Origin of the sequence: Flavobacterium macacae (assembly GCF_003865365.1) — a bacterium.
Lineage (GTDB): Bacteria > Bacteroidota > Bacteroidia > Flavobacteriales > Flavobacteriaceae > Flavobacterium > Flavobacterium macacae.
Map to the genome: position 1 here is coordinate 57,431 of NZ_RQVR01000002.1, position 23,721 is coordinate 81,151.

The 23,721-nt window shown below is 35.9% G+C and carries 24 protein-coding genes; 9 read left to right on the top strand and 15 right to left on the bottom strand.

Annotated elements, in window-relative coordinates; translation table 11 throughout:
• The first annotated feature begins 42 nt into the window (after positions 1–42).
• The gene (gene rlmB, locus EG849_RS02035; protein WP_125011420.1) at positions 43–777 is read left to right on the top strand and encodes a 23S rRNA (guanosine(2251)-2'-O)-methyltransferase RlmB; all 735 of its coding nucleotides are present in this window, start codon (positions 43–45) and stop codon (positions 775–777) included.
• 252 nt (positions 778–1,029) lie between these two features.
• Here rlmB and EG849_RS02040 read toward each other — a convergent pair whose 3' ends face one another.
• Positions 1,030–1,821 carry a rhomboid family intramembrane serine protease gene (locus EG849_RS02040; protein ID WP_125011421.1) on the bottom strand — a complete coding sequence of 264 codons (792 nt, stop codon included), beginning with the start codon at positions 1,819–1,821 and terminating at the stop codon, positions 1,030–1,032.
• Between the two features lie 308 nt (positions 1,822–2,129).
• Here EG849_RS02040 and EG849_RS02045 point away from each other — a divergent pair, with 308 nt between their 5' ends.
• A complete protein-coding gene (locus tag EG849_RS02045; protein ID WP_125011422.1) occupies positions 2,130–3,407 on the top strand; it encodes a replication-associated recombination protein A in 1,278 nt (425 codons plus the stop codon).
• On the opposite strand, the gene EG849_RS02050 is transcribed toward EG849_RS02045, so the two are convergent.
• The 6 genes from EG849_RS02050 to radC form a co-directional block, all read right to left on the bottom strand.
• On the bottom strand, positions 3,404–4,129 hold the full coding sequence (locus EG849_RS02050) for a hypothetical protein (RefSeq protein ID WP_125011423.1): 726 nt from the start codon (positions 4,127–4,129) through the stop codon (positions 3,404–3,406). The genes EG849_RS02045 and EG849_RS02050 overlap by 4 nt on opposite strands.
• A 16-nt stretch (positions 4,130–4,145) precedes the next feature.
• Complete coding sequence (locus EG849_RS02055; protein WP_125011424.1) at positions 4,146–4,832, bottom strand: YjjG family noncanonical pyrimidine nucleotidase; 687 nt, start codon at positions 4,830–4,832, stop codon at positions 4,146–4,148.
• 2 nt (positions 4,833–4,834) lie between these two features.
• A complete protein-coding gene (locus tag EG849_RS02060) occupies positions 4,835–5,377 on the bottom strand; it encodes a hypothetical protein (RefSeq protein ID WP_233581737.1) in 543 nt (180 codons plus the stop codon).
• Positions 5,370–6,668 (bottom strand): ABC transporter permease, encoded by a 1,299-nt coding sequence (locus EG849_RS02065; RefSeq protein ID WP_125011425.1) that lies wholly within the window; start codon positions 6,666–6,668, stop codon positions 5,370–5,372. Before EG849_RS02065 ends, EG849_RS02060 begins: the two co-directional genes overlap by 8 nt.
• A complete protein-coding gene (locus tag EG849_RS02070) occupies positions 6,668–7,294 on the bottom strand; it encodes an ABC transporter ATP-binding protein (RefSeq protein ID WP_125011426.1) in 627 nt (208 codons plus the stop codon). Before EG849_RS02070 ends, EG849_RS02065 begins: the two co-directional genes overlap by 1 nt.
• A 137-nt stretch (positions 7,295–7,431) precedes the next feature.
• Positions 7,432–8,124 carry a RadC family protein gene (radC, locus tag EG849_RS02075; protein WP_125011427.1) on the bottom strand — a complete coding sequence of 231 codons (693 nt, stop codon included), beginning with the start codon at positions 8,122–8,124 and terminating at the stop codon, positions 7,432–7,434.
• Between the two features lie 72 nt (positions 8,125–8,196).
• Here radC and EG849_RS02080 point away from each other — a divergent pair, with 72 nt between their 5' ends.
• The gene (locus EG849_RS02080; protein WP_125011428.1) at positions 8,197–8,793 is read left to right on the top strand and encodes a DUF1287 domain-containing protein; all 597 of its coding nucleotides are present in this window, start codon (positions 8,197–8,199) and stop codon (positions 8,791–8,793) included.
• 55 nt (positions 8,794–8,848) lie between these two features.
• On the opposite strand, the gene EG849_RS02085 is transcribed toward EG849_RS02080, so the two are convergent.
• From EG849_RS02085 to hpt, 7 genes are all read right to left on the bottom strand, one after another.
• A complete protein-coding gene (locus tag EG849_RS02085) occupies positions 8,849–10,210 on the bottom strand; it encodes a UDP-N-acetylmuramate--L-alanine ligase (protein WP_125011429.1) in 1,362 nt (453 codons plus the stop codon).
• Positions 10,211–10,284: 74 nt separating this feature from the next.
• Positions 10,285–10,983, bottom strand: a complete 699-nt coding sequence (locus EG849_RS02090) for a tetratricopeptide repeat protein (RefSeq protein WP_125011430.1) — start codon at positions 10,981–10,983, stop codon at positions 10,285–10,287.
• Between the two features lie 167 nt (positions 10,984–11,150).
• On the bottom strand, positions 11,151–13,298 hold the full coding sequence (locus tag EG849_RS02095) for a S46 family peptidase (RefSeq protein WP_125011431.1): 2,148 nt from the start codon (positions 13,296–13,298) through the stop codon (positions 11,151–11,153).
• Between the two features lie 243 nt (positions 13,299–13,541).
• Positions 13,542–14,558, bottom strand: coding sequence for a GTPase ObgE (obgE, locus tag EG849_RS02100; protein WP_125011432.1), 1,017 nt, complete (start codon positions 14,556–14,558; stop codon positions 13,542–13,544).
• 94 nt (positions 14,559–14,652) lie between these two features.
• Positions 14,653–15,927: a hemolysin family protein gene (locus EG849_RS02105; RefSeq protein ID WP_125011433.1), complete on the bottom strand. Its 1,275-nt coding sequence runs from the start codon at positions 15,925–15,927 to the stop codon at positions 14,653–14,655.
• A 15-nt stretch (positions 15,928–15,942) separates the two neighbouring features.
• Positions 15,943–16,515 (bottom strand): adenylate kinase, encoded by a 573-nt coding sequence (locus tag EG849_RS02110; RefSeq protein ID WP_125011434.1) that lies wholly within the window; start codon positions 16,513–16,515, stop codon positions 15,943–15,945.
• Between the two features lie 31 nt (positions 16,516–16,546).
• The gene (gene hpt, locus EG849_RS02115; RefSeq protein WP_125011435.1) at positions 16,547–17,077 is read right to left on the bottom strand and encodes a hypoxanthine phosphoribosyltransferase; all 531 of its coding nucleotides are present in this window, start codon (positions 17,075–17,077) and stop codon (positions 16,547–16,549) included.
• A gap of 189 nt (positions 17,078–17,266) precedes the next feature.
• On the opposite strand from hpt, the gene EG849_RS02120 reads away from it, so the two are divergent.
• The 5 genes from EG849_RS02120 (at position 17,267) to EG849_RS02140 (ending at position 22,644) form a co-directional block, all read left to right on the top strand.
• Positions 17,267–18,541: a PQQ-dependent sugar dehydrogenase gene (locus tag EG849_RS02120; protein WP_125011436.1), complete on the top strand. Its 1,275-nt coding sequence runs from the start codon at positions 17,267–17,269 to the stop codon at positions 18,539–18,541.
• 100 nt (positions 18,542–18,641) lie between these two features.
• The gene (locus tag EG849_RS02125) at positions 18,642–20,708 is read left to right on the top strand and encodes a TonB-dependent receptor (protein ID WP_125011437.1); all 2,067 of its coding nucleotides are present in this window, start codon (positions 18,642–18,644) and stop codon (positions 20,706–20,708) included.
• A gap of 133 nt (positions 20,709–20,841) precedes the next feature.
• Positions 20,842–21,375 carry a DUF5004 domain-containing protein gene (locus tag EG849_RS02130; protein ID WP_125011438.1) on the top strand — a complete coding sequence of 178 codons (534 nt, stop codon included), beginning with the start codon at positions 20,842–20,844 and terminating at the stop codon, positions 21,373–21,375.
• 250 nt (positions 21,376–21,625) lie between these two features.
• Positions 21,626–21,817, top strand: a complete 192-nt coding sequence (locus EG849_RS02135; RefSeq protein WP_125011439.1) for a hypothetical protein — start codon at positions 21,626–21,628, stop codon at positions 21,815–21,817.
• A 32-nt stretch (positions 21,818–21,849) separates the two neighbouring features.
• Entirely contained in the window at positions 21,850–22,644 is a 795-nt protein-coding gene (locus EG849_RS02140) for an SPFH domain-containing protein (protein WP_125011440.1), read from the top strand.
• A gap of 43 nt (positions 22,645–22,687) precedes the next feature.
• Here EG849_RS02140 and EG849_RS02145 read toward each other — a convergent pair whose 3' ends face one another.
• The gene (locus EG849_RS02145) at positions 22,688–22,945 is read right to left on the bottom strand and encodes a hypothetical protein (RefSeq protein ID WP_125011441.1); all 258 of its coding nucleotides are present in this window, start codon (positions 22,943–22,945) and stop codon (positions 22,688–22,690) included.
• A 265-nt stretch (positions 22,946–23,210) separates the two neighbouring features.
• Between EG849_RS02145 and EG849_RS02150 the strand changes: the two genes are divergently transcribed.
• The gene (locus tag EG849_RS02150; RefSeq protein ID WP_125011442.1) at positions 23,211–23,657 is read left to right on the top strand and encodes a KTSC domain-containing protein; all 447 of its coding nucleotides are present in this window, start codon (positions 23,211–23,213) and stop codon (positions 23,655–23,657) included.
• Positions 23,658–23,721 lie beyond the last annotated feature (64 nt).

Genomic DNA, 23,721 nt, shown 5'->3' on the forward strand with positions numbered 1-23,721 from the left:
AACCATCCGCTAAAACGGATGGTTTTTTTATATCTTTGCGCCATGGAAAAAGAACACCAAATTTTCGGAATCAGGGCAATTATCGAAGCTATTCAAGCAGGAAAAGAAGTTGACAAAGTCTTCATTCAAAAAGACATTTCAGGCGAATTGATGAAAGACTTAATGAAAGTCATGAAACGCGCCAGCGTAAATTTCACTTACGTTCCGGTTGAAAAACTGAACCGATTAACGCCCAACAACCATCAAGGTGCCGTAGCAACAATCGCTCCGATCTCATTCCAAGATTTGGAAACATTAATCGAATCTGTCATCGAAAGTGGCAAGACTCCCCTATTTTTAATTTTAGACCAAATTTCTGACGCTAGAAACTTTGGCGCCATCATCAGAACTGCAGAATGTACAGGCGTGAACGGAATCATCGTTCAAAAAGCCGGCTCCGCTCCCGTAAATGGCGATACCGTTAAAACTTCTGCTGGAGCCGTTTTCAACGTGCCGATCTGCAAAGTAGAACATATTAAAGATGCTATTTTCCACCTTCAAGGTTCGGGAATCAAAACGGTTGCCGCAACTGAAAAAACAGACCAACACATTTACGACATTGCATTAAATGAGCCTGTTGCCATCATCATGGGTTCTGAAGATCGTGGTGTAAACCCATCGGTTTTAAAAATCGTGGATGAAAAAGCAAAACTGCCCATGTTCGGAACCATTTCGTCATTGAATGTTTCTGTGGCTTGTGGCGCATTTCTTTACGAAGCTGTTCGTCAAAGAAGCTAAAATAATTTGAAGCGAAACACCAGCAATAGTACAATCGCATTTCCTGCTGCAGGAACTCGCTTTAAACCTGTTGGATTACAGGTTTAAGAGCTCAAACAATTCCAGCATCAGGGCTATTTGAGAAACCTTTCGCATTTTCGTCAGCGTCAGTCCCAATCTTTGTCGATAAACTTTGCGATAAAAAAATATTTAAAAAAAGTCCGTCAGCGTTCAAAACACTGACGGACTTTTTATTTAGGTCACTGCGGTTAATTATCCTTTTTGAATCCCTGCACCTTCTTCGGGAACCTCTTCAATAGCACTGGAAACAATCGTATAAAAAACAGTATAATTAGACTGAAAATATTCTGCTTCAATAACTTCCATTTCTTCTGGTTTTGGCAACGGCTTAAAGTTTCCGTTTTCGTCAAAATGTTTCATAAACAAATCGTCTTCTGCATTGTATTCAGGCTTTTCCCATTCATAAACCACTGGCTTTTGATATTCAGGCGTTTTTATGGCTAATGAAAAAACATAACCGGTTATTAATCCAGATAGATGGCCTTCCCAAGAAATGCCTTGTTGCACATCAGGAAATATGTACCAGATCATACCGCCATATAAAAGAATAATAGTCAATGAAACAGCAACCAATCGGTAATATTTGGTCTGAATTCCTTTAAAAAATATAAAGCTGACCAAAACATAAATCAGTCCGCTGGCGCCAATATGATACGATTCCCGGCCAATCAGCCACGTTAAAAAGCCGGAGAGCAGAATTCCATAACCAATCACTCGCAAGGCTTGGTTTCGATAAAAAAAACGCAACGCCATTATCAAAAGAAATAACGGAATCGAATTGTTATAAAGATGCTCAATATCGCCGTGTAAAAACGGACTGAAGATAATACCTCTTAATCCGAGAAAAGTTCTTGGGTAAATTCCGAGTTCGGTGAGATTTAACTTGAAACGTATTTCTGCCCAAAAAACAATCCACATAAAAACAACAGAAAACAAGGGCCAAGCCAAAACCGAGGGCGAAAATTTGATGTTTTTATCTTCCATCGTTTTTTGAGAATCTAAGTTTGTTGGTAAGGAACACTCAAAAATGCAACCAAATTTTTTTATGCGCAATTTTGTCAGCGTTTCCAGAAAAGCACTGCCCTTTACTGCTAACCCCGATTACCTCACAATACACTTATTTCCATAAGTGTTCGGTGAACTCTTCGTGTTTGAAGTGAAAATCCTTTTGCCTTGATTTTTTTCAAGGCAAAAGATTGTAACGGAAAGCGGGACTGCCCTTTCCTGAAATTTCAGAACGTTTCTGTTTCAAAATATAAAAAAGAGCGAATCAAAATCCGTAATTTTGCAACATGGAAGCACCTTTAGCAGAACGCATCAGACCGCAATCACTGGAAGATTATTTGGGACAACCACAATTGGTGGGACCTCAGGGCTCATTGACACAGCAAATTTCGAAAGGATTGATTCCGTCGTTGATTTTGTGGGGACCGCCAGGAACGGGAAAAACGACGTTGGCGCAAATCATCGCGCAAGAGTCAAAGCGACCGTTTTATATCTTGAGCGCAATCAATTCTGGCGTGAAGGATGTGCGCGACGTGATTGAAAAAGCCAAGCAAAGTGGCGGTCTTTTTACGGCTAAAAACCCAATTTTGTTCATTGATGAGATTCACCGTTTTAGCAAGTCGCAACAAGATTCCTTATTGGCGGCGGTAGAAAAAGGCTGGGTGACGCTGATTGGCGCGACGACCGAAAATCCAAGTTTTGAGGTGATTCCCGCTTTACTGTCGCGTTGTCAGGTTTATATTTTGAATGCTTTTTCAAAATCAGACTTAGAATCGCTGTTGGAAAGAGCAATGAAAACCGATATTTTCTTGAAACAAAAAAATATTGAACTGAAAGAAACGGAGGCCTTGCTAAGACTTTCGGGTGGTGACGGAAGAAAATTGCTGAATATTTTTGACTTGGTCGTGAATGCTTCGAACGATGAAAATATTATAATTACGAACGATTCGGTTTTAAAACTGGTGCAACAAAACACGGTTTTATATGACAAAACGGGTGAACAGCATTATGATATTGTTTCTGCTTTTATCAAATCGATCCGCGGAAGCGACCCAAACGGAGCAGTTTATTGGCTGGCAAGAATGATTGAAGGTGGTGAAGATGTGAAATTTATTGCTAGAAGAATGTTGATTTTGTCAAGTGAAGATATTGGAAATGCAAACCCAACGGCTTTCATTATGGCAAATAATACCTTTCAGGCAGTTTCAACAATTGGCTATCCGGAAAGTCGAATTATTTTGAGCCAATGTGCGGTTTATTTGGCTACTTCGCCAAAAAGCAATGCGAGTTATTTGGCCATTGGAAAAGCGCAACAAGTGGTCAAACAGACTGGAGATTTGCCGGTTCCGATACATTTGAGAAATGCGCCGACAAAATTAATGAAGGAATTGGGATATGGCGAGGATTATAAATATTCGCACGATTATTCTAATAATTTCGCCGAGCAAGAGTTTTTACCCGACGAAATTAAAAGTACAGCTTTTTATGTTCCAGGAAATAATTCGAGAGAAGCTTCTACAAGAGAATTCTTGAAAAATCGCTGGAAAGATAAATATGGGTATTAAAATTTGATTAGCAGTTTTTCTGAAACTGGCTTGTCATCTTTATAATATTCTAAAATCCATTCGCCATTTTTCTTTAACAAAGCACCTACAATTCCATCACCTTGAACGGTAAAATAATCGGGTTGTGATGTTTTATAAATCTTGTAAACTATTTTCGGCGTTTTATCAATTAACTGAAATCCATTGATAATGGGCTGTGCAAAAAGATAGTCTTTGGTTTCATCAATTTGTGCAGATGAAACTGGTGCTTCTGATTTTTTGGGCTCATTAGTTATGGGTTTTGAAGAAGCTATTGTTCCGTTATATGCATAACCGAAGCTGTAAAGATTCTCAAATGCATTATTCAAAGCTTCTGGATAAGAAATTTTATATTCTTTGCTTTTGCTTTTTCCAGGCTCACTCGTGTAAACCACTTTATTATCACAATCTCTAAAAACAACCGTCAATTTTGTGGCTAAAAAACTGCCATCACTTTCTACATTCACAAACAATCTATTACAACGGTCATTGGCTTCAGATGGAAGATTTTCATTTTCATAAAAAGGTTCAAAACCCATTTTAGTCAAATTGAATTTTGTAATCGTATTTAATCTGTATTTGTTTTCTTCTTTAAAAAATTCATACTTCAAAGGAACGATCACATACTTGTAATCATTCAATGTTTTTTGTGCTGAAGCAGCTATTGATACGAGAAGAAAAAGGCTTAATAGGTATTTTTTCATTTTTAATTTATAAGAATTACAAGTAATTTTTTAAAGCTAGTAAAGTATTCACTTGCTTAATATTTTCAGCTACTTCAATATTGTGTTCATTAAACATAATGGCATCAATCCCAACGTTTAATGCGCCTTCAATATCAGCTTCAATATTATCTCCAATCATTACACTGGTTTCTCTTTTTGAATTTGAAATTTCTAAAGCGTAATGAAATATTTGCGGATTTGGCTTTTTAAAACCAGCATTTTCTGAATTAGTTACCGTTTCAAAATAATGGTCAATATTAGAATTTTTCAATTTATTGAATTGAATTTGATTGAAACCGTTGGTAATGATATGCAATTTATATTTTGGCTTTAAATAGTCCAAAAGCTCAATTGTACCTTCAAAAAGGTGATTGTACTGTGGCAAATAATGAATGTATTCTTCCGCCAGCAAATGAATCACATCGTCACTAATTTCATATCCTATCGAGTCAAAAACATCTTTTAATCTTCCATAACGAAGTTGTTCTTGGGTCACTTGATCATCTTGATATAATTTCCAATATTTTGAATTTATCGGAACATATAACGCAACAAAATGTGCAATATCAACCGGGATTCCGTGTTTTTTTAAAATGGTTTCAAAAGCCATTGCTGAATTTTTTTCAAAATCCCAAAGCGTATGGTCCAAGTCAAAAAAGATGTCTGAAATTGTTGTCTCCAAAGTTATTTTCCTTTAACTATTATGGCATCATCTATGTGATAAATCCAGTCTTCTATATCATTTTCATTGACCCTGAAATTTCCTTCTAAAGTCACATATTGGTCCGTCTTTAACTTTGGCGTTGCACCTTTAAACTTGATACCCATAATGGTTTCTGGACCGGCTTGTCCACAGAAAAAACATGATGCAAAAACATTCTTGCTCAACGCATACGTAGTGTTGTCAATTGGAACAATAAATCCTGACATGGCAATTCGTTTTTTATTTTTTGCCTTTAAAGTTGAATTTATGACCGGAAACATTACTCCTTCCGGATAATCTTTATGTTGCTTTTTTACGAATTTTATCATCCCGAGAAGCTTCCAGTTTAAAGTATCTGTAGCAACAAAAGATTTTTTTTCTCCTAAAAAACTATTTTTAAAATCAGGAACAAATCCTGCTGTTTGCATTTTCTGCACGGAAGTTTCTTTTTTTGAAAAATCAGTAGTGTTCAATGCCAAAAAAAGAACAAAAATTCCTCCTAAAAAATAATATAATTTACGCATTAGCTAAAGTTTTTGAAATGTTTAATCGATAAGCTTTTATGGCAGGAATCAGCGCTGCCAGTATTCCTACAAAGATAGTAACTATAAATAAAATTCCCTCTTTCTCCCACACAAAAGCGAACGGATTAAAAGTCATTTTATATTGCTCATCTGTTGTAGAAGAAATTAAAAACAAGGCTATTCTTCCAACAACAGTGCCAAGAATAAAACCTGTTACGCAAAGTAAAATGCTTTCAAAAAGCACTAAACCTAATAATTGCAAACGGCTTGCTCCTGAAACACGAAGCAATGCAAATTCATATTTACGCTCTTTCAAAGTATTGTATAAAGCAATAAAAATACTGATACCAGAAATCAGCATAATTCCGTAAGCCAGATATTGCAAGGCTTCCAAACCAATTCCGAATAAAGAAAACAGCCTGTTAATTTCAACGGCTGGCGAAGCGGCTTGCATTTTTGTGTTTTGCGCAACTAATCTGGGCCAAGTCACAAAACCCATTTTGCTTTTAAATTTTATTAAAACAGCCGTTATCTCTTTACCGCTTTCGGAAACAGCCGCAGGTTCTTCTTTATGATCGTGATGTTCATGATCGTGGTCGCGATGTTCATGATCATCTCCTTCAAAATGAACGTGGCCTTCTTCTCCGTGAGCCGGATTTTCTTCGGCTTCAGAATGTTCGTGATCGTGCATTAACCAAACACTTTGAATAGTACACAGAATTAAATTATCCACAACTTTTCCAGTTTCGCTGGCAATTCCTGTAACGACATATTCAAAATCTTCGTGGACTTCGCCTTCAGCAGCATCGCCGTGCGAACCGAAAAATTTGTCTCCAACTTTTATATTCAGCTTTTTGGCAATTTCGCTTCCGACCACAACATCAAGGTTTTTTTCGAAAATTTTTCCCGAATGAACCTTTGCTCCAAATTTTTCAAGATATTCTGGCGTAGTTCCCACTATTTTAAAACCGCGGTAATTATCGCCAAAAGCCAACGGAATTGCCGATTTCACAAACGGATGTTTCATCCACGCTTTTGCATCGTCATAACTGATATTTCCGGTTGGCGCATCAACTTGGTACACCGAAGAAAGTATCAATTGCAACGGACTTCCTTGTGCGCCTAAAACCACATCAACTCCGTCAATATTGCTGGAGAATTGTTTTTCAAATTGTTCTTGCAATAAAATCAACAGCGAAATTATGGCGACACTTGCGGTCAATAAAACGACACTTAAAACCGTATTCAAAGGTTTAAACCAAATGTTTTTCCAAGCTAATTTTGTAATCATTATAAAGAAATTTGGTTAGAAAATCGGTCTTTTAATCTTTGGTCGTGCGTTACAATCACCAGCGAAGCTTTGTATTCTTTTGATAAATTTGACAGCAAATCGGCCACTCTAAAAGCATTTTCATCATCTAAACTTGATGTGGGTTCGTCTGCCAAAAGCAATTTTGGTTCATTGATCAGCGCTCTTGCAATTGATACTCGTTGCTGTTGCCCGATACTTAACTGAGAAGTCAGTTTGTGCATTTGGTCTTCTAAATCCAAATGCTTCAAAAGTGATTTTGCTTTTTCCTCTGCTTTTTTTCCTGTTGCCAGCCAAGAGGCCAGAATTACATTTTCTAAAACTGAAAAAGCTTCCACGAAATGGGACTGCTGCAAAACCAGTCCGATATTTTTTCCTCTAAATTGGTCTAATTGTTTTTCAGATAAATTTGAAATGGAAGTTTCTCCAATAGAAACCGAACCGCTTTTCGGACGAAGCAAACCGCCAAGCAAATGCAATAATGTGGTTTTTCCTTTCCCTGAACCACCTGTAATTAAAAGCGTCTCGCCACTTTCTGTCCGGATATCTGGAAAACTAAAATTCACTTTTTCAGAGTAGGAAAAAGTGATATCTTTTGTATGTATCATTCTGATTTCTCGCTGTAATTTATAGCCCGCAATTTAATCAAAGATGCCTTGAAACCACTTAAAAATTACTTAAAAATGTACTCATCAAAAGGAAAATTCCTGAGGCGCGATTTTAAATCCTAATATAATCTTTGTATTCATAAAATATTGCTGTCCATAAAACTATAATAATCTTTTTCAGTCACGATTATATGATCCAAAACCTTGATGTCCAGATTATCGCCCGCCATTTTTAGCTTTTTTGTAATTTGTTTATCCGCTTCGCTCGGAACCAAAGTCCCAGAAGGATGGTTGTGGGCGAGTATGATTGCGGTAGCATTTTGTTCCAACGCTACTTTAAAAACCAAACGAATATCAACGACCGTTCCCGTAATTCCGCCTTTGCTTAATTGGTATTTATAAATCACTTTATTGGAATTATTGAGATATAAAATCCAAAATTCTTCGTGAGGCAATTCACCGATAAGGGGTTGCATAATTTCAAAAGCAGTTTTGCTGGAACATATTTTTGTGAGTTCGACACTTTCTTCTGAACGGCGCCGCCTTCCTAATTCCATGGCTGCAATAATAGAAATGGCTTTTGCTTCGCCGATACCTTTGAATGTGGTTAGCTGCTGGAGCGATAATTTGCCTAAAGCATTGAGGTTCTCAACACTGGCAAGGATTCTTTTGCTTAAGTCAACAGCGCTTTCATTTCGGCTTCCCGAGCCAATTAAGATGGCAATCAGTTCTGCGTCGCTTAAAGCCGCTTTTCCTTTTAGCATTAATTTTTCCCGAGGCTTGTCATCTTCGGCCCAATATTTTATCGAAAAAGGAGTGTTTTCTTCCATATGGCAATTATTTTTTTGACTGGTTTATAATTTTCTTACAATTATATTCGTTTGAATATCAAATACTAAAGTATGAAATCAATTTACATCTTGTTATTTTTTATCGGAATTTCTACTCTAAAAGTTGAAAAAACATTTTATGAAAAACTTTCTGACGCCGCAATTTCGCTTACAAAAGACAAGGTCGAATATGACGGAAAGTATTTTTCGATAAAATATCCCAACGGAGATGTACCAAAAAACAAAGGAGTTTGCACCGATGTTTTGATTCGTGCGTATCGAAAATTAGGAATTGATTTGCAGAAAGAGGTTCATGAAGATATGAAAAACAACTTTTCAAAATATCCAAAAATTTGGGGATTAAAAAAACCAGACACGAATATTGATCATCGAAGAGTTCCGAATTTACAAGTATTTTTTACTCGTTTCGGGCAAAGTTTAGATGTTTCAGAAAAAGCTTCTGACTTTAAAACAGGAGATTTGGTCACGTGGAAGATCAACGGAAAACTGCCTCACATTGGCATTGTAACCAATAAAAAAACCGCAGACGGAAAACGAAATTTGATCGTTCACAATGTCGGCGCCGGACAAGTTTTAGAAGATTGCCTTTTTAAATATGATATGACAGGGCATTATCGATTTCAATCAGTCAATTCGAAAATTAGATAATTAGTCAATTCTCTCGAACCGCAAAAATTATCTAATTTTCGAATGGAAGAATTATCTAATTGAATAATGTTTTTACTTCATCAAAATTCAATCCGCCATAATTTCCGGAGCTCATTAATAGCAACGCAATTTTTTCGGTATCAAATTTTAAGTGATATAAATATTCTTTAAAAGCTGCCGGATTGGTGTAAATAACCAAATCTTCGCGATTAAAAGCTTTTGCGATTTGCTCATAACTTACTTCTTCCAACTGCTTAATTTTAACCGCATCTGGAGAATAAAAAACCACGGCAACGTCAGCATTATCAAGCGCTCCTTCATATTCTTTCAAGAATTCTGCATTCAAACTGCTATAGGTATGCAATTCTAAACAAGCTATCAATTGACGGTCTGGATATTGTTCTTTCACGGCTTTTGTAGTTGCGGCAACTTTGCTCGGCGAATGTGCAAAATCTTTATAAGCCACATTATTTTTGTTTTCAGCAATTTTTTCCAAACGCTTTGAAGCGCCTTTAAAACTGGCGATTGCTTCATAAAAATCAGCTTCGTCAACGCCCATGTTTTGGCAGATCCATTTGGCCCCTGCCAGATTATTTAAATTGTGCGCTCCGAAAACTTCAATTGGCATCGCGCCTTCTGGCGTTTCTAACAAAGTTGTTCCGTTTTCCACAGAATAATTTGGTGTTGAATAAGGAATTCTTCGTATTGGATTCCTTGAAGCTTCGGCTACTCTTTTTACTTCCGGATCGTCTTCGTTGTAAACCAAAATTCCTCCGTTTGTAATTTTTTGAATGAAAATCTCAAATTGCTCTACATAATTTTCATACGTTGGAAAAACGTTGATATGATCCCAAGCGATACCTGAAATCAAGGCAATATTTGGCTGGTACAAATGAAATTTCGGACGGCGATCCATCGGAGAAGACAAATATTCATCACCTTCCAAAACGATAAAATCATTTTCTTCAGTCAAGTGAACCATCGTCTCAAAGCCTTCCAATTGGGCGCCAACCATATAATCCACATTAATATTGTGGTAATGCATCACGTGCAAAATCATGGAAGTAATTGTGGTTTTTCCGTGCGAACCGCCAATAACTACACGTGTTTTATTTTTGGATTGCTCGTATAAAAACTCTGGATAGGAATAAATTTTTAGTCCTAATTCTTGCGCTTTCAACAATTCAGGATTATCTGCTTTGGCGTGCATTCCAAGAATTATGGATTCAATATCAGAAGTAATTTTCTCAGGAAACCAACCCATTTCATCAGGCAACAGTCCTTTTTTTTCTAAACGTGTTTTTGACGGCTCAAAAATTGCGTCGTCGCTTCCGGTTACATGATATCCTTTATTGTGCAATGCAATCGCTAAATTGTGCATCGCGCTACCGCCAATGGCAATGAAATGTGTTCTCATTTATAGATTTAAGATTTTAGATCTTAGATTTCAGACTCCCGTTTATGGTGAATTTCTATCTTCGACCTTTCTATTTATGTTTTTCTTTTTTCAGTAAATTCTTCCAGCGTAGCTTTCGCTTTTTCGGGCTGGTTCATTTTGTTTTTATATAAATCGGCTAATTTTTGATAGGTTGTCTTGGAACCACCTATTTGGACTGCTTTTTTATAATTTTTTTCGGCTTCACCATATCTTTTAAAATATTCGGCAATATGCCCTTTGGAAAGATAGCCGTCCACTTCAGAAATTCTCAATAATTCAGAAGCATATTTTTGTGCTTTTTTCTCACTTCCACCAACGATTGCCGGTAATTGCAAATACAATTCTATCAAAGCCCAACGCGCTCCAATGTGTTTTGTATTTAATTTTATAGCCTTCACAAAGGATTCTTCCACGTCGTCAATCATTGACAAAGCTTTGAATTTATTACTCTCTTTGGCTTTCATTCCCAAAGCACCGCCGTATTTATAAAAATAATCAGCTTCACTAGGCTTACTTGTTTTCAACCGATTGTAAATCACCAATGCATCGTCCCAATTCTTGTAATAACTTTCAATATCTCCCAAAAACTCTACTGATTTCAGATCATTCGGATTCTTTACAGCCAATGACTCAAAGATAATTTTGGCTTTCCCATAATTTCCCTGATCAAAAAGCTTTTCCGCTTTTTCGAATTGCGTTTGCGCTGAAATTGAAATTGTAAAAAAGAAAAATAAAAGTTGGAAGAATCTCATAAACGGTTTGTACTTGCTTTTGTCAAAAGTACTAAATTCAGATAAAAATTAGGCTTGTATTTGATAGAGTTTAAAAAACTAATTTAAAAAAACGCAAAAAAAAATCCGCTTTGGTTTCCCAAAGCGGATTTTCAGAATATGATTTTGAACTAATAACTAATCTAAAATTATTTTACGATAGTCATTTCGTCAATAATGTGTTTTGCACCCGCATATTTGTCGATGATGAACAACACATAACGAATATCAACATTAATGGTTCTTTGCAATTTTGGATCAAAGATTACGTCACCAGCCATTGCTTCGATGTTTCCGTCAAAAGCCAAACCGATTAATTCTCCTTTACCGTTTAAAACTGGAGAACCTGAGTTTCCACCTGTAATATCATTGTCAGTCAAGAAATTTACCGGCATGTATCCTGCTTTGTCAGCATATTGTCCGAAATCTTTTTTCTCATTTAATTCAATCAATCTTTTTGGCAAATCAAACTCTTGATCGTTTGGTTTGTATTTTTTGATTGTTCCTTGAAGCGTAGTATAGTTATTGATTTTCGCATCGTTTCTTTTGTCAGCAGGCAAAGAACGAACTTTTCCATAGCTCAAACGCAATGTTGAATTGGCATCAGGATATTGAATTTTGTTCAATTTTGATTCTCTCAAGCCTTCTACTAACAAACGGAAAGAAGTTTGATAATCGTTATCCAATTTAACCAATTCTTCTGATTTTGCTCTGTAAGTTGTCAACAAACTAGAAGAAAGTTGGTATAATTTATCTTCTTTTAATTGATCTACATTTGGATTTTTCAAGAAAGCCAAAACTTTTTCTTTAGAAGTAAAAATACTGGAAGCAAAAGCGTCATCTACAAATTTAGTAAAATCACCACCGTTTGCTTTAGCCAATTCAGCCACATAAGGAGCTACTGGATATCCTGCTTTTTTGTTGTAAAGATTTAATTCTGCAATAAGAACATCTCTTTCAAGAGGCAAATAAAGTCCGTTGTAAGTTTCATTAATTCCTTCTTGAAGTTGTGGCAAAACTTCTGCTTTCTTCGCATCATTTTGAGCAATATAATACTCAATACCTTGACCCAAACTAGAAGGTCCAGCTCCAAAGTTACTATTTCTTAAAACTGAAGTCAAGTAATTATCGTGTCTCGCTTTTTCATTTGTTGCAGCATAAAACTTGTTGATTGTTGCTACAACATTTCCATATTTCGCTTTATTTTCAGCTTTGTTAGCCCATTTGTTAAAATCAGCTTCTGCTTTTGCTTTGGTAGCTGCCGTTTTGAATTTTGTCAAAGCGTCAATCATTCCTTGGCGGTTTTTCCAGTAATTTGCTACAGAAGCATATTTTGAAGCATAATCTAAACGCACTTGGTCACTTTTGTCCATGTGAACTTTCATCGCGTCCATTCCCGTTTTTGAACCTTCAACCCACGCAGGATATGCAAATTTTACGTTTTGCTCAATTCCACCAGCTGGCATCCAACGGTTTGTTCTACCTGGATATCCTAAAATCATTGCAAAATCATTTTCTTGAACACCTTTCAAGCTGATTGGCAAGTGGTGTTTTGGTTTCATCGGAATGTTATTTTCTGAATACTCTGCAGGATTTCCGTCTTTATCCGTGTAAACTCTAAACATTGAGAAATCACCTGTGTGACGAGGCCATTCCCAGTTGTCAGTGTCTCCACCAAATTTCCCAACGCTTTCTGGAGGAGTTCCCACCAAACGAACGTCTTTAAAATCTTGGTAAACGAAATAGTAAAATTCATTTCCTTGGAAAAAAGGACGAACAGAAACTGTGTATTTTCCACTTTCGTTGTTCTCTTTTTCAATCAAAGCACTTTCTTGTTGAATTGCTTTGTTTCTTTCTGCCTCGGTCATTGAAGCATTTAATTTCCCTAAGATTCTTTTTGATACGTCATCCATTCTTACGAAGAAACGAACATACAGGGAATTTGGCTTAATTTCTGCTTTTTTGTCTTTTGCCCAAAAACCATCTCTTAAATAATTGGCTTCTGGCGTAGAAACTTCAGCGATAGCATCGTAACCACAGTGGTGATTTGTCAACACAAGACCTTGGTTTGAGATAATTTCTGCAGTACAACCTCCGTTAAACTGAACGATTGCATCTTTAATACTTGAGTTATTGATGCTGTAAATTTCTTCAGAAGTCAACTGAAGACCCATTTTTTGCATATCGCGGTGGTTCAAACGTTCAATGAACATCAAGAACCACATTCCTTCGTCAGCTTTCACACTTGTAGGAACAAGCATAACCGCCATGATTAAGGATAAGATAATTTTTTTCATGTAGTGAAATTTAGATAGTTTATAGTTTTGCTGAATTGGACGTCGATGACCATTAAATGTTACAGTTTACAACAAAAAATTTAGCGTTGCGAATATAACAATTTTAAAATTTTCGATTAACTGAAATCTAGAAAAACGCATAACAAGACGTGACTTTTAACTTTAATTTTAGATTTCCGTGAAAAAGGAATTATTATTGGTCAGAATCCATAAAAAAAGCTGCTCGAAAGCAGCTTTTAATTCTTATAATTGGTTTTCTTCTGAATTCAGCATTTCCCAAAGCTTGTCTTTTAATTCGACCAAACCTTGATTGGCAATCGATGAAATAAAATGGTATTTTAATCCTTTAAACTCAGTGTCTAACTGCACTTTCATTTCTTTTTGTAATTCCTCGTCCAGCATATCTGATTTTGAAATCACGATGAAGCGTTCTTTATCCAAAATCTCTGGATTATAACGGCGCAATTCATCCAAAAGAATTTCATACTCTTTTTTAATATCATCCGCATCTGCAGGAATCAAGAAAAGCAGTACCGAATTTCTTTCAATATGGCGCAAGAAATAATGGCCCAAGCCTTTTCCTTCAGCTGCGCCTTCAATGATTCCGGGAATGTCAGCCATAACGAAAGATTGAAAATCTCTATAAGCCACAATCCCTAAATTTGGTTTTAAGGTCGTAAACGGATAATCTGCAATTTTTGGCTTTGCCGAAGTCAAAACAGAAAGCAAAGTTGATTTTCCAGCATTTGGAAAACCTACCAAACCAACGTCTGCCAAAACTTTAAGCTCTAAAATCATATCAATTTCATTGGCTGGCATTCCGGGTTGCGAATATCTAGGCGTTTGATTCGTAGAACTTCTAAAGTGCCAGTTTCCTAAACCACCTTTTCCGCCTCTTGCCACGATTCTTTTTTCGCCATCTTCTGTGATTTCGAATAAAATTTCGTTGGTTTCTTTATCACGAACAACGGTCCCTAATGGAACTTCGATGTATTTGTCTTCTCCGTCAGCACCGGTACTTCTTGCACTTCCTCCATCGCCACCGTGGCCGGCTTTCACGTGTTTTGCAAATTTCAAGTGAAACAAGGTCCAAAGACCTTTGTTTCCTACTAAATATACGTGTCCGCCACGTCCACCGTCACCACCATCTGGACCACCTTTTTCAATAAATTTTTCTCTATGTAAATGCGTAGAACCTTTCCCTCCTTTTCCGGAAGAAACATAAATTTTTACGTAGTCTACAAAATTCCCTTCTGTCATTTTTTCTTTGTTTCTCTTATTTTCTTTTAAAGTTTAAGGTTTAAAGTTGCCAAACCGACCACTTTAAACCTTAAACTTTAAACATTTATTCTGTTTATTCTTTTAACGAACGTATCATCACCTTGTCGATTTTGACACCGTCCATATCGATAACTTCTAGCTCAAAAAGATTCCATATTAATTTTTCACCTTGTTTTGGAATGTATGATAATTCGGTCATAATCAAACCACTAACGGTTGTAACTTCGTAGTCGTTTATCAGGTCGTCCAAATCAAAATAGGTCAAGAAATCGTGCAATGAATAATGTCCGTCCACGAGCCAAGTACCGTCTTCTCTGGCAACCAGCTGAAATTCTTCGTGATAGAAATCAGAAGCGTCACCAACTAAAGCTTCTAAAATATCGTTCAAGGTAATCATACCCTGCGTGATACCGTATTCATCAGTCACGATGGCGTAATGCACCTTTGTTTTCTTAAAAATATCCAAGGCTTTGTAGGCCGAAGTATGCTCAATCAAGTACACCGGTTCTTTAACAATGTCTCTTAAATTGAAGTTTCCGGTTTCAAATTTGGCAAACAGATCTTTTAAAGAAACCACCCCGATCACTTCGTCCAAACTCTCTTCACAAACCGGATAAACCGAGTGAATTTCGTCCAACACTTTTTGTTTCAAGGTTTCAAAATCATCTTGCAACGAAAGGTAATCCACTGATTTTCTGTGTGTCATCAGCGAATTCACTTTTCTGTCACCAATGTGAAAAACGCGTTCCACGATGTCTTGCTCAATCTCTTGGACTTCACCGACTTCGGTTCCTTCTTTGATGATTGCCTTGATTTCTTCTTCGGTCACTTTTCCGTCAGCTGTTGGCCTGATTCTGAATAATTTCAACAGTGATTCTGTTGAAATTGTCAATAACCAGATAAATGGCGCAGTGACTACTGAAATGATTTTCATGGGCACGGCCACCATCTTTGCAATTGCTTCTGGGTAATTCAAACCGATTCTCTTTGGAACTAATTCTCCTAAAACTAAAGAGAAAAACGTAAGAACAACCACCACAATTCCGACAGAAATATTATCTGAATAAGGCTGTAATGCGGGAAAACTTTCTACAAAAAGTTTAACGTCTGTGGTAATTTTATCTCCTGAATAAATACCCGTTAAGATTCCGATTAATGTGATTCCGATTTGAACGGTTGACAAAAATTTGTTTGGTGAATTGGCCAAATCCAATGCGGTTTTAGCGCTCGTATTCCCCTTTTTTGCGGATGTTTCCAATCTGTTTTTTCGCGCCGAAATCAATGCGATTTCTGACATTGAAAAAACACCATTCAAAAGGATTAAAAAGAAAATTATAGCTATTTCCAAGGTTTGTTAATTAAGTTAAAGGCTATCGATTACTGAACTTAATCGATGTGTAATTTCAGCTATAGAACCGATTCCGTCTACGGCGTGAAATTTATCTTGCGCTTTGTAATATTGCATCAAAGGCGCGGTTTTTTCATTGTATTCTTGATAACGATTTCTGATTTTTTCTTCATCTTGATCGTCTGGCCTTCCAGAAGTTTTTCCTCTTTCCAGTAATCTTTGCACTAAAATTTCGTCACTTGCTTCTAAAGCCACAGTTGCCGTAATTTTTTCATTTTTACTTTCTAAAAAAGCATCTAAAGCTTCTGCTTGAGACAATGTTCTTGGAAATCCGTCAAAAAGAAACCCTTTTGATTGCGGATTTTTTTCTACTTCGCTTTGCAACATTTTGATGGTTACGTCGTCTGGAACCAAGTCGCCTTTGTCCATAAACGTTTTTGCCAACTGGCCCAACTCGGTTTCATTTTTAATATTAAATCTAAAAATATCACCTGTTGAAAGATGCGTCAAATTGTATTTTTCTTTTAAAAATTCGGCTTGTGTTCCTTTTCCAGCACCTGGCTTTCCAAATAATACGATGTTAATCATTCTGTGTTGTAATATAGTTGTGTGTTTGTTTTTAATCAGCCAATTGGTAGATTTCAGGAATATTTCTTCCTAAACCGTCATAATCCAATCCAAACCCAACAATGAATTTGTTTGGAATTTCAATACCAATATAATCAATTTTTATGTCTTTTTTGTACGCTTCTGGCTTTAAAAACAAAGTGGCTATTTTCAATTCCTTTACGTTTTGGGCCTCGAACATTTCTTTCAGTTCGACCAAAGTATTTCCGGTGTCAACAATATCTTCTATAATGACAACGGTTCTTCCCGATAAATCTTGATTAATTCCGATGAGTTTTTTGACTTCGTGTGTAGTTGACATTCCTTCATAGGAAGCCATTTTTACAAAACTGATCTCACAATTTTTTGGATAATGTTTCATGAAATCTGAAACAACCATAAAGGCGCCGTTCAAAACGCCCACAAATAAGGGTATCTCTTCGTCAAGGTCTTCCGCAACTTCTTGAGCCATTTTGGCAATTGCAGAATCAATTTCCTTTGCACTGATGAAAGGAACAAATTTTTTGTCGTGAAGCTGTATCACAATTAGTTTATTAAAGTATAAGTTGCAAATATAGTAAAATAGAAGGCACCTATTTTATAAATTATTTGAGTTTTATAATAAATTTAGTAATGTTAAATAATATCTAATATTCACTGCTTTAAAACGATAAAATTTTTAAAATCAGTAAATTCAAGCCTCGAAAAATAAACCAACAAAATTTTAGTAGCTATGAATACGCGAATATTATCAATAGTAGCAATTACCACTTTTTCATTGTTTTCTTGCAACGGACAAGTTTCAAAGGAAGAAAAAAAAGTGATTTCTCAAAAAGGAAGCACAACGGTTAAAACAGCCATCGGTGACTTGACACTTCCCGCACCTTATTCTTCAAAATCGGTAACCAAAAACAGTAGCATGAAAGATTGGCCTGAAGGAACAACCCCGAAAGCGCCTGAAGGTTTCACTGTAACTAAGTTTGCAGACAATTTAAAAAATCCGCGCTGGACTTATATTGGGCCGAATAATGACATTTTTGTGGTGGAAAGCAACACGTTTATGAGTGCGAATCGAATTACGGTTTTTAGGGATAAAGACAAAGACGGAAAATTTGAAACCAGAGAAGTTTTTAAGGAAGGATTGAACATGCCTTTCGGAATGCTGATTTTAAAAAACCATTTTTACATCGCCAATACAGACGGCCTGTATCGTTTTCCCTATAAAGAAGGTGATTTGAAACTGAAGGGCTCTGGCGAAAAAATCTTGGAACTTCCGGCGGGAGGGTATAACAATCACTGGACTCGTAACCTGCTAGCAAATGCCGACGGTTCAAAAATCTATGTTTCGGTTGGTTCTGGAAGTAATGTTGGCGAAAACGGAATGGAACACGAAGTGCGAAGAGCCACTATTTTAGAGATTAATCCCGATGGAACTGGCGAAAAAATCTACGCAAGCGGATTAAGAAATCCTGTCGGGATGGACTGGAATCCTGCAAATAATGAGCTTTGGACTGCCGTAAACGAACGTGATGATCTGGGTGACGAATTGGTTCCCGATTACATCACAAGTGTAAAAAGAGGCGGCTTTTATGGCTGGCCTTATTCGTATTTCGGACAAATTGAAGATCCAAGAATGAAAGGCCAAGGAAAGGATTTGGTCGCAAAAGCAATTGTGCCCGATGTTCCAGTTGACACACATACAGCTTCACTCGGCCTTGCTTTTTATGACAAAGATGCTTTTCCTGCAACCTATAAAAACGGCGCATTTGTTGGGCAACACGGCTCTTGGAATCGTTCAAAATTAAGCGGATATAAAGTTTTATTTGTTCCATTCAAAGACGGAAAACCTTCTGGAAAACCGCAAGATTTCTTAACCGGATTTATTGCCAACGAAGAAAAAGCACAAGTTTATGGACGTCCGGTTGCGGTTACCGTAATGATTGATGGTTCGCTTTTGGTAAATGACGACAGCGGAAACACGATTTGGCAAGTAACGGCTACTAAATAATATTTTTTTTTAAAACACCCATTTCACGGATTTTCACAGATAAGAATTTGTACAATTCCGTGAAATTCGTGTTTAAAATTCGCTCCCAATTCTTTCAAAAATGAAAAAATATTACCTTTTATTTATAATCCTTTTTACTTCAAATTTATTTGCCCAAAACGATTCTATCCAAAAAACAAAAACATTAAACGAAGTTTTTATCAGTTCTTTTCACATCAATGACAGCTTGCAAAACGCTCCTGCTTCCATTGGAATAATTTCTAAAAAAGAATTGCAAGCCAACAACAACACCGATATTTCCACTGCAATAAACCGAATTTCGGGCGTTTATATGCAATCAGCGAATTTGACTACCAATCGAATTTCCATCAGAGGAATTGGCGCAAGAACTCCTTATGGAACCAATAAAATTAGGGCTTTTTATGGAAATATTCCGCTGACTTCTGGAAATAGCGAAACTACAATTGATGACATTGATCTGGAAAACATTAATCAAGTGGAAATCATAAAAGGACCGCTTTCGAGTATTTATGGCGCGGGATTGGGAGGCGCGATTTTAATTTCACCGAAAAAATCTGAAAACACTGCTTCAATCAGCACCACTCACGGCTCTTTTGGATTGGTAAAAAATACGGTTTCCTTGGGATTAGATTCAGAAACTTCAAGTTTAAATTTGAGTTACCATAATTTAGAAACGGACGGCTGGCGCGACAATTCTTCTTATAATCGAGAAGGAATTACTTTGGCGGGCGAACTGTTCCGAAAGAAAAACAGCAAACTGACTTATTTCTCAAATTATACTTATTTAAAAGCGTTCATTCCGAGTTCAATTAACAAAGAAGCTTTTGATAATGATCCAGAAGCGGGCGCACCGACTTGGGTGGCTTCCAAAGGTTTTAAAGAATACAAATCGGTGTTGGGAGGCTTGGCCTATGACTTTAAAATTTCTGATAAAATCACTAGTGCAACTTCTGTTTTTGTCAATTATAAAGACAATAATGAACCCCGACCTTTTGATATTTTACGTCAATATACTTTTGCTTCGGGTGCGCGAACGCAATTTAACGGCGCAATTTCTGTTGGAAAAACGAAAGCACTTTGGAATTTAGGTTTGGAATATTTTCGAGATAATTATGCTGGAAAAACATTAGAAAATCTATACCAAGAAAACAATGGCAACGGAAGCCTTGAAGGAAATAAATTAACCGAAACCAATCAAGAACGTGATTTCTACAATGCTTTTGCGCAACTTCAGATTTTGCTTTCGAAGAAATTTGAACTGCAGGCCGGATTAAACTTCAACAAAACGCAGTTTAATTTGGAAACTCTTTTTCCGATTGAAAATGCTTCTTCAGAAAATTACAGTTATGATGCCATTTGGTCGCCACAAATTTCTTTTTTATTCAAACCGAATCATTTTCAAACCGTTTATTTTTCAGCAAGTAGAGGATTTTCGCTTCCGACCATTGAAGAAACGTTGACCGAAAATGGAACTATTAACCCGAATATCAAACCAGAAAACGGTTATAATTTTGAAATTGGAGGGAAATTTTATTTCCTAAACCGAAATCTTTACACTGAAATTTCAGCGTACCGAATGCAAATCAATGATTTATTAGTTGCACAAAGAGTTGGCGATGATCAGTATGTAGGCATAAATGCGGGCGAAACTTTGCATCAAGGAATTGAATTTTCAGCAAATTACAACCTAACTTTAAACAAAATTTTTGCGCTGAATACATTTATTTCTACTTCCATAGGTAAATATGAATTTAAAGAATTCATCGATAAAGAAAATAATTTTTCACGAAACAAATTAACGGGAGTTCCTTCCAATAAAGTGAATGCAGGAATTGCTTTGAATACTGACTTCGGATTTTATCTCGCTGCCGATTATCAATTTGCAGATGAAATCCCATTGAATGACGCCAATTCTGCAACTTCTGATGCTTATAAAATTACCAATTTAAAAACCGGTTGTCGTTTTCAAATTTTCAAAAATTTCACTTCGCACATTTCCACTGGTGTTAATAATTTGTTTGACGAAAAATATGCATCGATGGTTTTGGTCAATGCGACCGCTTTTGGAAATGCATCACCTCGATATTATTATCCTGGACTTCCTGTAAATTTCTATGGTAATATATCCTTCGCTTACTCCTTTTAACATTTGTGGAACTTTTATTAACGAAAAAATGATGCAATATTAAAATTGCATAACAATTGTGTGAGTGTTTATAACACTTTAGGGATATTCCTTAAGTAGATTTGTATTATAACCTAATAAAACAAAAATCAAAATGAAAAAGATCAAATTTACCTTAGGCGCGATTATTTTCGCAGGAATGACATTAACATCGTGTAGTTCAGACGATAACAATGACAATGGTTCAAACGAAGTTGAAATTGCTGGAACATACAACCTGGTTGAGTTCAACACTGAAGATCCAACCGATTTTAATCAAGATGGAACATTAAACGGCAATCAGACACTTGAAACATCATGCTACAGTGGCAGCAAAATCATTCTGAATTCTGACGGTTCGTTCAAATACCAAGAAAATAGAATTTTAGTTGATGTTACTAATGGAACAAGCGCTTGTACTACTCCAAGTCAATATTTGGGAACTTGGGTTAATAATGGCGGCGCGGGAACAACTGCAATTATTACGGCAACTTATTTAGATGAAAATGACGACACTCGTACATTGACATTAACAAAAGAAGGAAACAGAATCACAGATTTTAGATTATTTGCCCAATATCCAGACAGAAACGAAGCTGGCGGTGCAATTTATTCTATTGGTGATGTTGAAATCATTTACGAAAAATAATAAATTTCGTATTCAAATTTAAAGGCCCAATCTAATTGGGCCTTTTTTTTGGGATTAATCTTTCCGTTAAAGCTGGCGTAAGCTTTATTAATAAAACAGAGGAAATTAACCCCTTTGCCATAAATTACTGGAATGGCCGTCGCAAAAACGGAAGGCAAAACCATTGATGTGGAAAATCCTAGAGCTTAAAAATAATACGATTTTAGCTATAAAATATTTTTTTACTATCTTGCCCAAAAACGAAATTACTATGAAAAAGTTTTTAATTATTGCTTGTATCCCAATTTTGCTATTGACACTTGCTTATGCTTTAACTTTTTCCTTTGATTTAATTAGTGCCCCATCAGACAGTTCTGTTTTTTTTGGCTTCCTTATTTTAGGAATTATTTTCGCTGCAATTTCGTATCTATTGGCTTTATTAAAAAGAAAATACAAACTTTAACCCTGTTATAAGACAACCTAAAATCCAAATAAATGAAAAACAGAATTACTCTTATTGTTACTGCAACCCTATTTTTTATCTTAACTTCTATCGCTTTTGTTTCTTGCAACGAAAGAATTGATGCCGGTTATGAAGGAATATTAGTCAAACTTTATGGCAGCGAAAAAGGAATTCAAGACGTGAGCTTGGTTACCGGACGCGTTTGGTACAATCCTTTTACAGAAAATGTATATGAATTTCCAACCTATGTCCAAACTATAAATTATGAAGCTTTTACGGTGAATGCAAAAGATGGCTCGGTTTTTACCGTTGACCCAACGCTTTCTTTTAAAGTAAAAGACGGATTTAGTCCTGTGATTTTCAAAAAATACAGAAAAGACATCAAGGAAATTACTGAAACCACGCTTTTTAATTACATCAAAGATGCTTTCAGAATTGAATTTAATAAATACACAACGGACAGCATTATCAGCAACCGTGAAAAATTTGAATTCGCTATCCAAACTAATATGGGAACTTTGCTAGATAAGGAAGGCTTCAACTTAGAACAAATGACGAGCGGTATCCAATATCCAGAAACCATTACGCAAGCAATCAATGCAAAGAATGCGGCCGTCCAACAGGCAATGCGAGTTGAAAACGAATTAAAGATTGCGCAAGCCGAGGCTCGAAAATTAATAGTTTTAGCAGAATCAGAAGCGAAAGCCAATGAGCTGCGAAAAATGTCATTGAACAACTTATTAATCCAGCAGCAATTTATTGAAAAATGGGACGGTAAAACAGCAATTTACGGTAATGCACCCGCCTTCTTCAAAAATGTAAATTAAAAAAAAATAAAAAAATCATCTGAAAAAGATGGTTTTTTTTTATTTAAGAATTTCTATCATTTTCATCAGAATGATTGAAATTAGAAACCGTTTTTACGAAATCTTTTTTACTGCTAATCGAAAAAGCTTGATCATTAACATTATATTTTTCAATTAATTCTTTACTTCCGTCGTGATTTCCGGGTTGCGGAATATCTTTTTGTGCTTTCGCCATTTCATATCCCACATCTTCTCCAGGAATAGAATCTGGGTTTTTATGTGACTTCATATCTTTAGGATTTATTTGGTCTGGATTTTTCATAACAAACTATTTTTAAACAAATTAGATTCTGTAAATTTAAAATCTTTAGTCTAAAATAAATTACAGTTTTCATTTAAAACCTTCTACCATTTCAATTTTGACCCTTTATTTTACATTAAAAATTTAAAGAAAAAAACGCATCTTATTAAAGATGAAGTTATTGAAATATTAAATATTTACTCTTCAAATAAATTAATACTGAACAAGTTATGATTTTATAAATTAATTTACATACTTTTGCCCCCCGAAATAAGGATTCAAAATTATGAAAAGAGTTATTGAGCATAGAAAGCTTCTTGGGGTTGATAAAACCGTTAGTTTAAAAGAATTAAAGACAATTTACAGAAATACGATGAAAGATTCGCATCCTGATAAATTTGTGAATGACGAAGCTGGAAAATTAGAAGCTGAAGAAAAAAGCAAATCTGTAATTGAAGCCTACCACTTTTTGGTGAGCATCAACCAAGAAACGCAAGAAAAATATAAAGAAGAGTACACTGAAACTATTGCAAAATCTAATATTCACGATTTTTATTTTGAAAAGCAGATTTTGAAAATTCAGCACTTAAACGGAAATATGTATGAATACATTGGCGTTCCAAGAAATACCTATGTGAAAATGGTAAACGCTGAATCACCAAGCCGTTTTGCAAGAAGACACATTTACGGAAGCTTCATTTACAGAAAGTCTGGTGAAGCAATGGAAGATTAATTTCTTCGAAAAGATAAAGCAAAGGCTTTCAGTATTTCTGAGAGCCTTTTTTTATTGCCCATAG

Bases quoted from the DNA above. Each gene is read 5' to 3' on its own strand.
- rlmB (WP_125011420.1), top strand. From the start codon at position 43: ATGGAAAAAGAACACCAAATTTTCGGAATCAGGGCAATTATCGAAGCT.
- EG849_RS02145 (WP_125011441.1), bottom strand. From the start codon at position 22,945: ATGAAAAATCCAGACCAAATAAATCCTAAAGATATGAAGTCACATAAA.
- EG849_RS02090 (WP_125011430.1), bottom strand. From the start codon at position 10,983: ATGAGATTCTTCCAACTTTTATTTTTCTTTTTTACAATTTCAATTTCA.
- EG849_RS02045 (WP_125011422.1), top strand. From the start codon at position 2,130: ATGGAAGCACCTTTAGCAGAACGCATCAGACCGCAATCACTGGAAGAT.
- EG849_RS02120 (WP_125011436.1), top strand. From the start codon at position 17,267: ATGAATACGCGAATATTATCAATAGTAGCAATTACCACTTTTTCATTG.
- EG849_RS02130 (WP_125011438.1), top strand. From the start codon at position 20,842: ATGAAAAAGATCAAATTTACCTTAGGCGCGATTATTTTCGCAGGAATG.
- EG849_RS02150 (WP_125011442.1), top strand. From the start codon at position 23,211: ATGAAAAGAGTTATTGAGCATAGAAAGCTTCTTGGGGTTGATAAAACC.
- EG849_RS02080 (WP_125011428.1), top strand. From the start codon at position 8,197: ATGAAATCAATTTACATCTTGTTATTTTTTATCGGAATTTCTACTCTA.
- EG849_RS02095 (WP_125011431.1), bottom strand. From the start codon at position 13,298: ATGAAAAAAATTATCTTATCCTTAATCATGGCGGTTATGCTTGTTCCT.
- EG849_RS02060 (WP_233581737.1), bottom strand. From the start codon at position 5,377: ATGCGTAAATTATATTATTTTTTAGGAGGAATTTTTGTTCTTTTTTTG.
- EG849_RS02135 (WP_125011439.1), top strand. From the start codon at position 21,626: ATGAAAAAGTTTTTAATTATTGCTTGTATCCCAATTTTGCTATTGACA.
- EG849_RS02140 (WP_125011440.1), top strand. From the start codon at position 21,850: ATGAAAAACAGAATTACTCTTATTGTTACTGCAACCCTATTTTTTATC.
- EG849_RS02110 (WP_125011434.1), bottom strand. From the start codon at position 16,515: ATGATTAACATCGTATTATTTGGAAAGCCAGGTGCTGGAAAAGGAACA.
- radC (WP_125011427.1), bottom strand. From the start codon at position 8,124: ATGGAAGAAAACACTCCTTTTTCGATAAAATATTGGGCCGAAGATGAC.
- EG849_RS02070 (WP_125011426.1), bottom strand. From the start codon at position 7,294: ATGATACATACAAAAGATATCACTTTTTCCTACTCTGAAAAAGTGAAT.
- EG849_RS02085 (WP_125011429.1), bottom strand. From the start codon at position 10,210: ATGAGAACACATTTCATTGCCATTGGCGGTAGCGCGATGCACAATTTA.
- EG849_RS02050 (WP_125011423.1), bottom strand. From the start codon at position 4,129: ATGAAAAAATACCTATTAAGCCTTTTTCTTCTCGTATCAATAGCTGCT.
- EG849_RS02040 (WP_125011421.1), bottom strand. From the start codon at position 1,821: ATGGAAGATAAAAACATCAAATTTTCGCCCTCGGTTTTGGCTTGGCCC.
- obgE (WP_125011432.1), bottom strand. From the start codon at position 14,558: ATGACAGAAGGGAATTTTGTAGACTACGTAAAAATTTATGTTTCTTCC.
- EG849_RS02065 (WP_125011425.1), bottom strand. From the start codon at position 6,668: ATGATTACAAAATTAGCTTGGAAAAACATTTGGTTTAAACCTTTGAAT.
- EG849_RS02125 (WP_125011437.1), top strand. From the start codon at position 18,642: ATGAAAAAATATTACCTTTTATTTATAATCCTTTTTACTTCAAATTTA.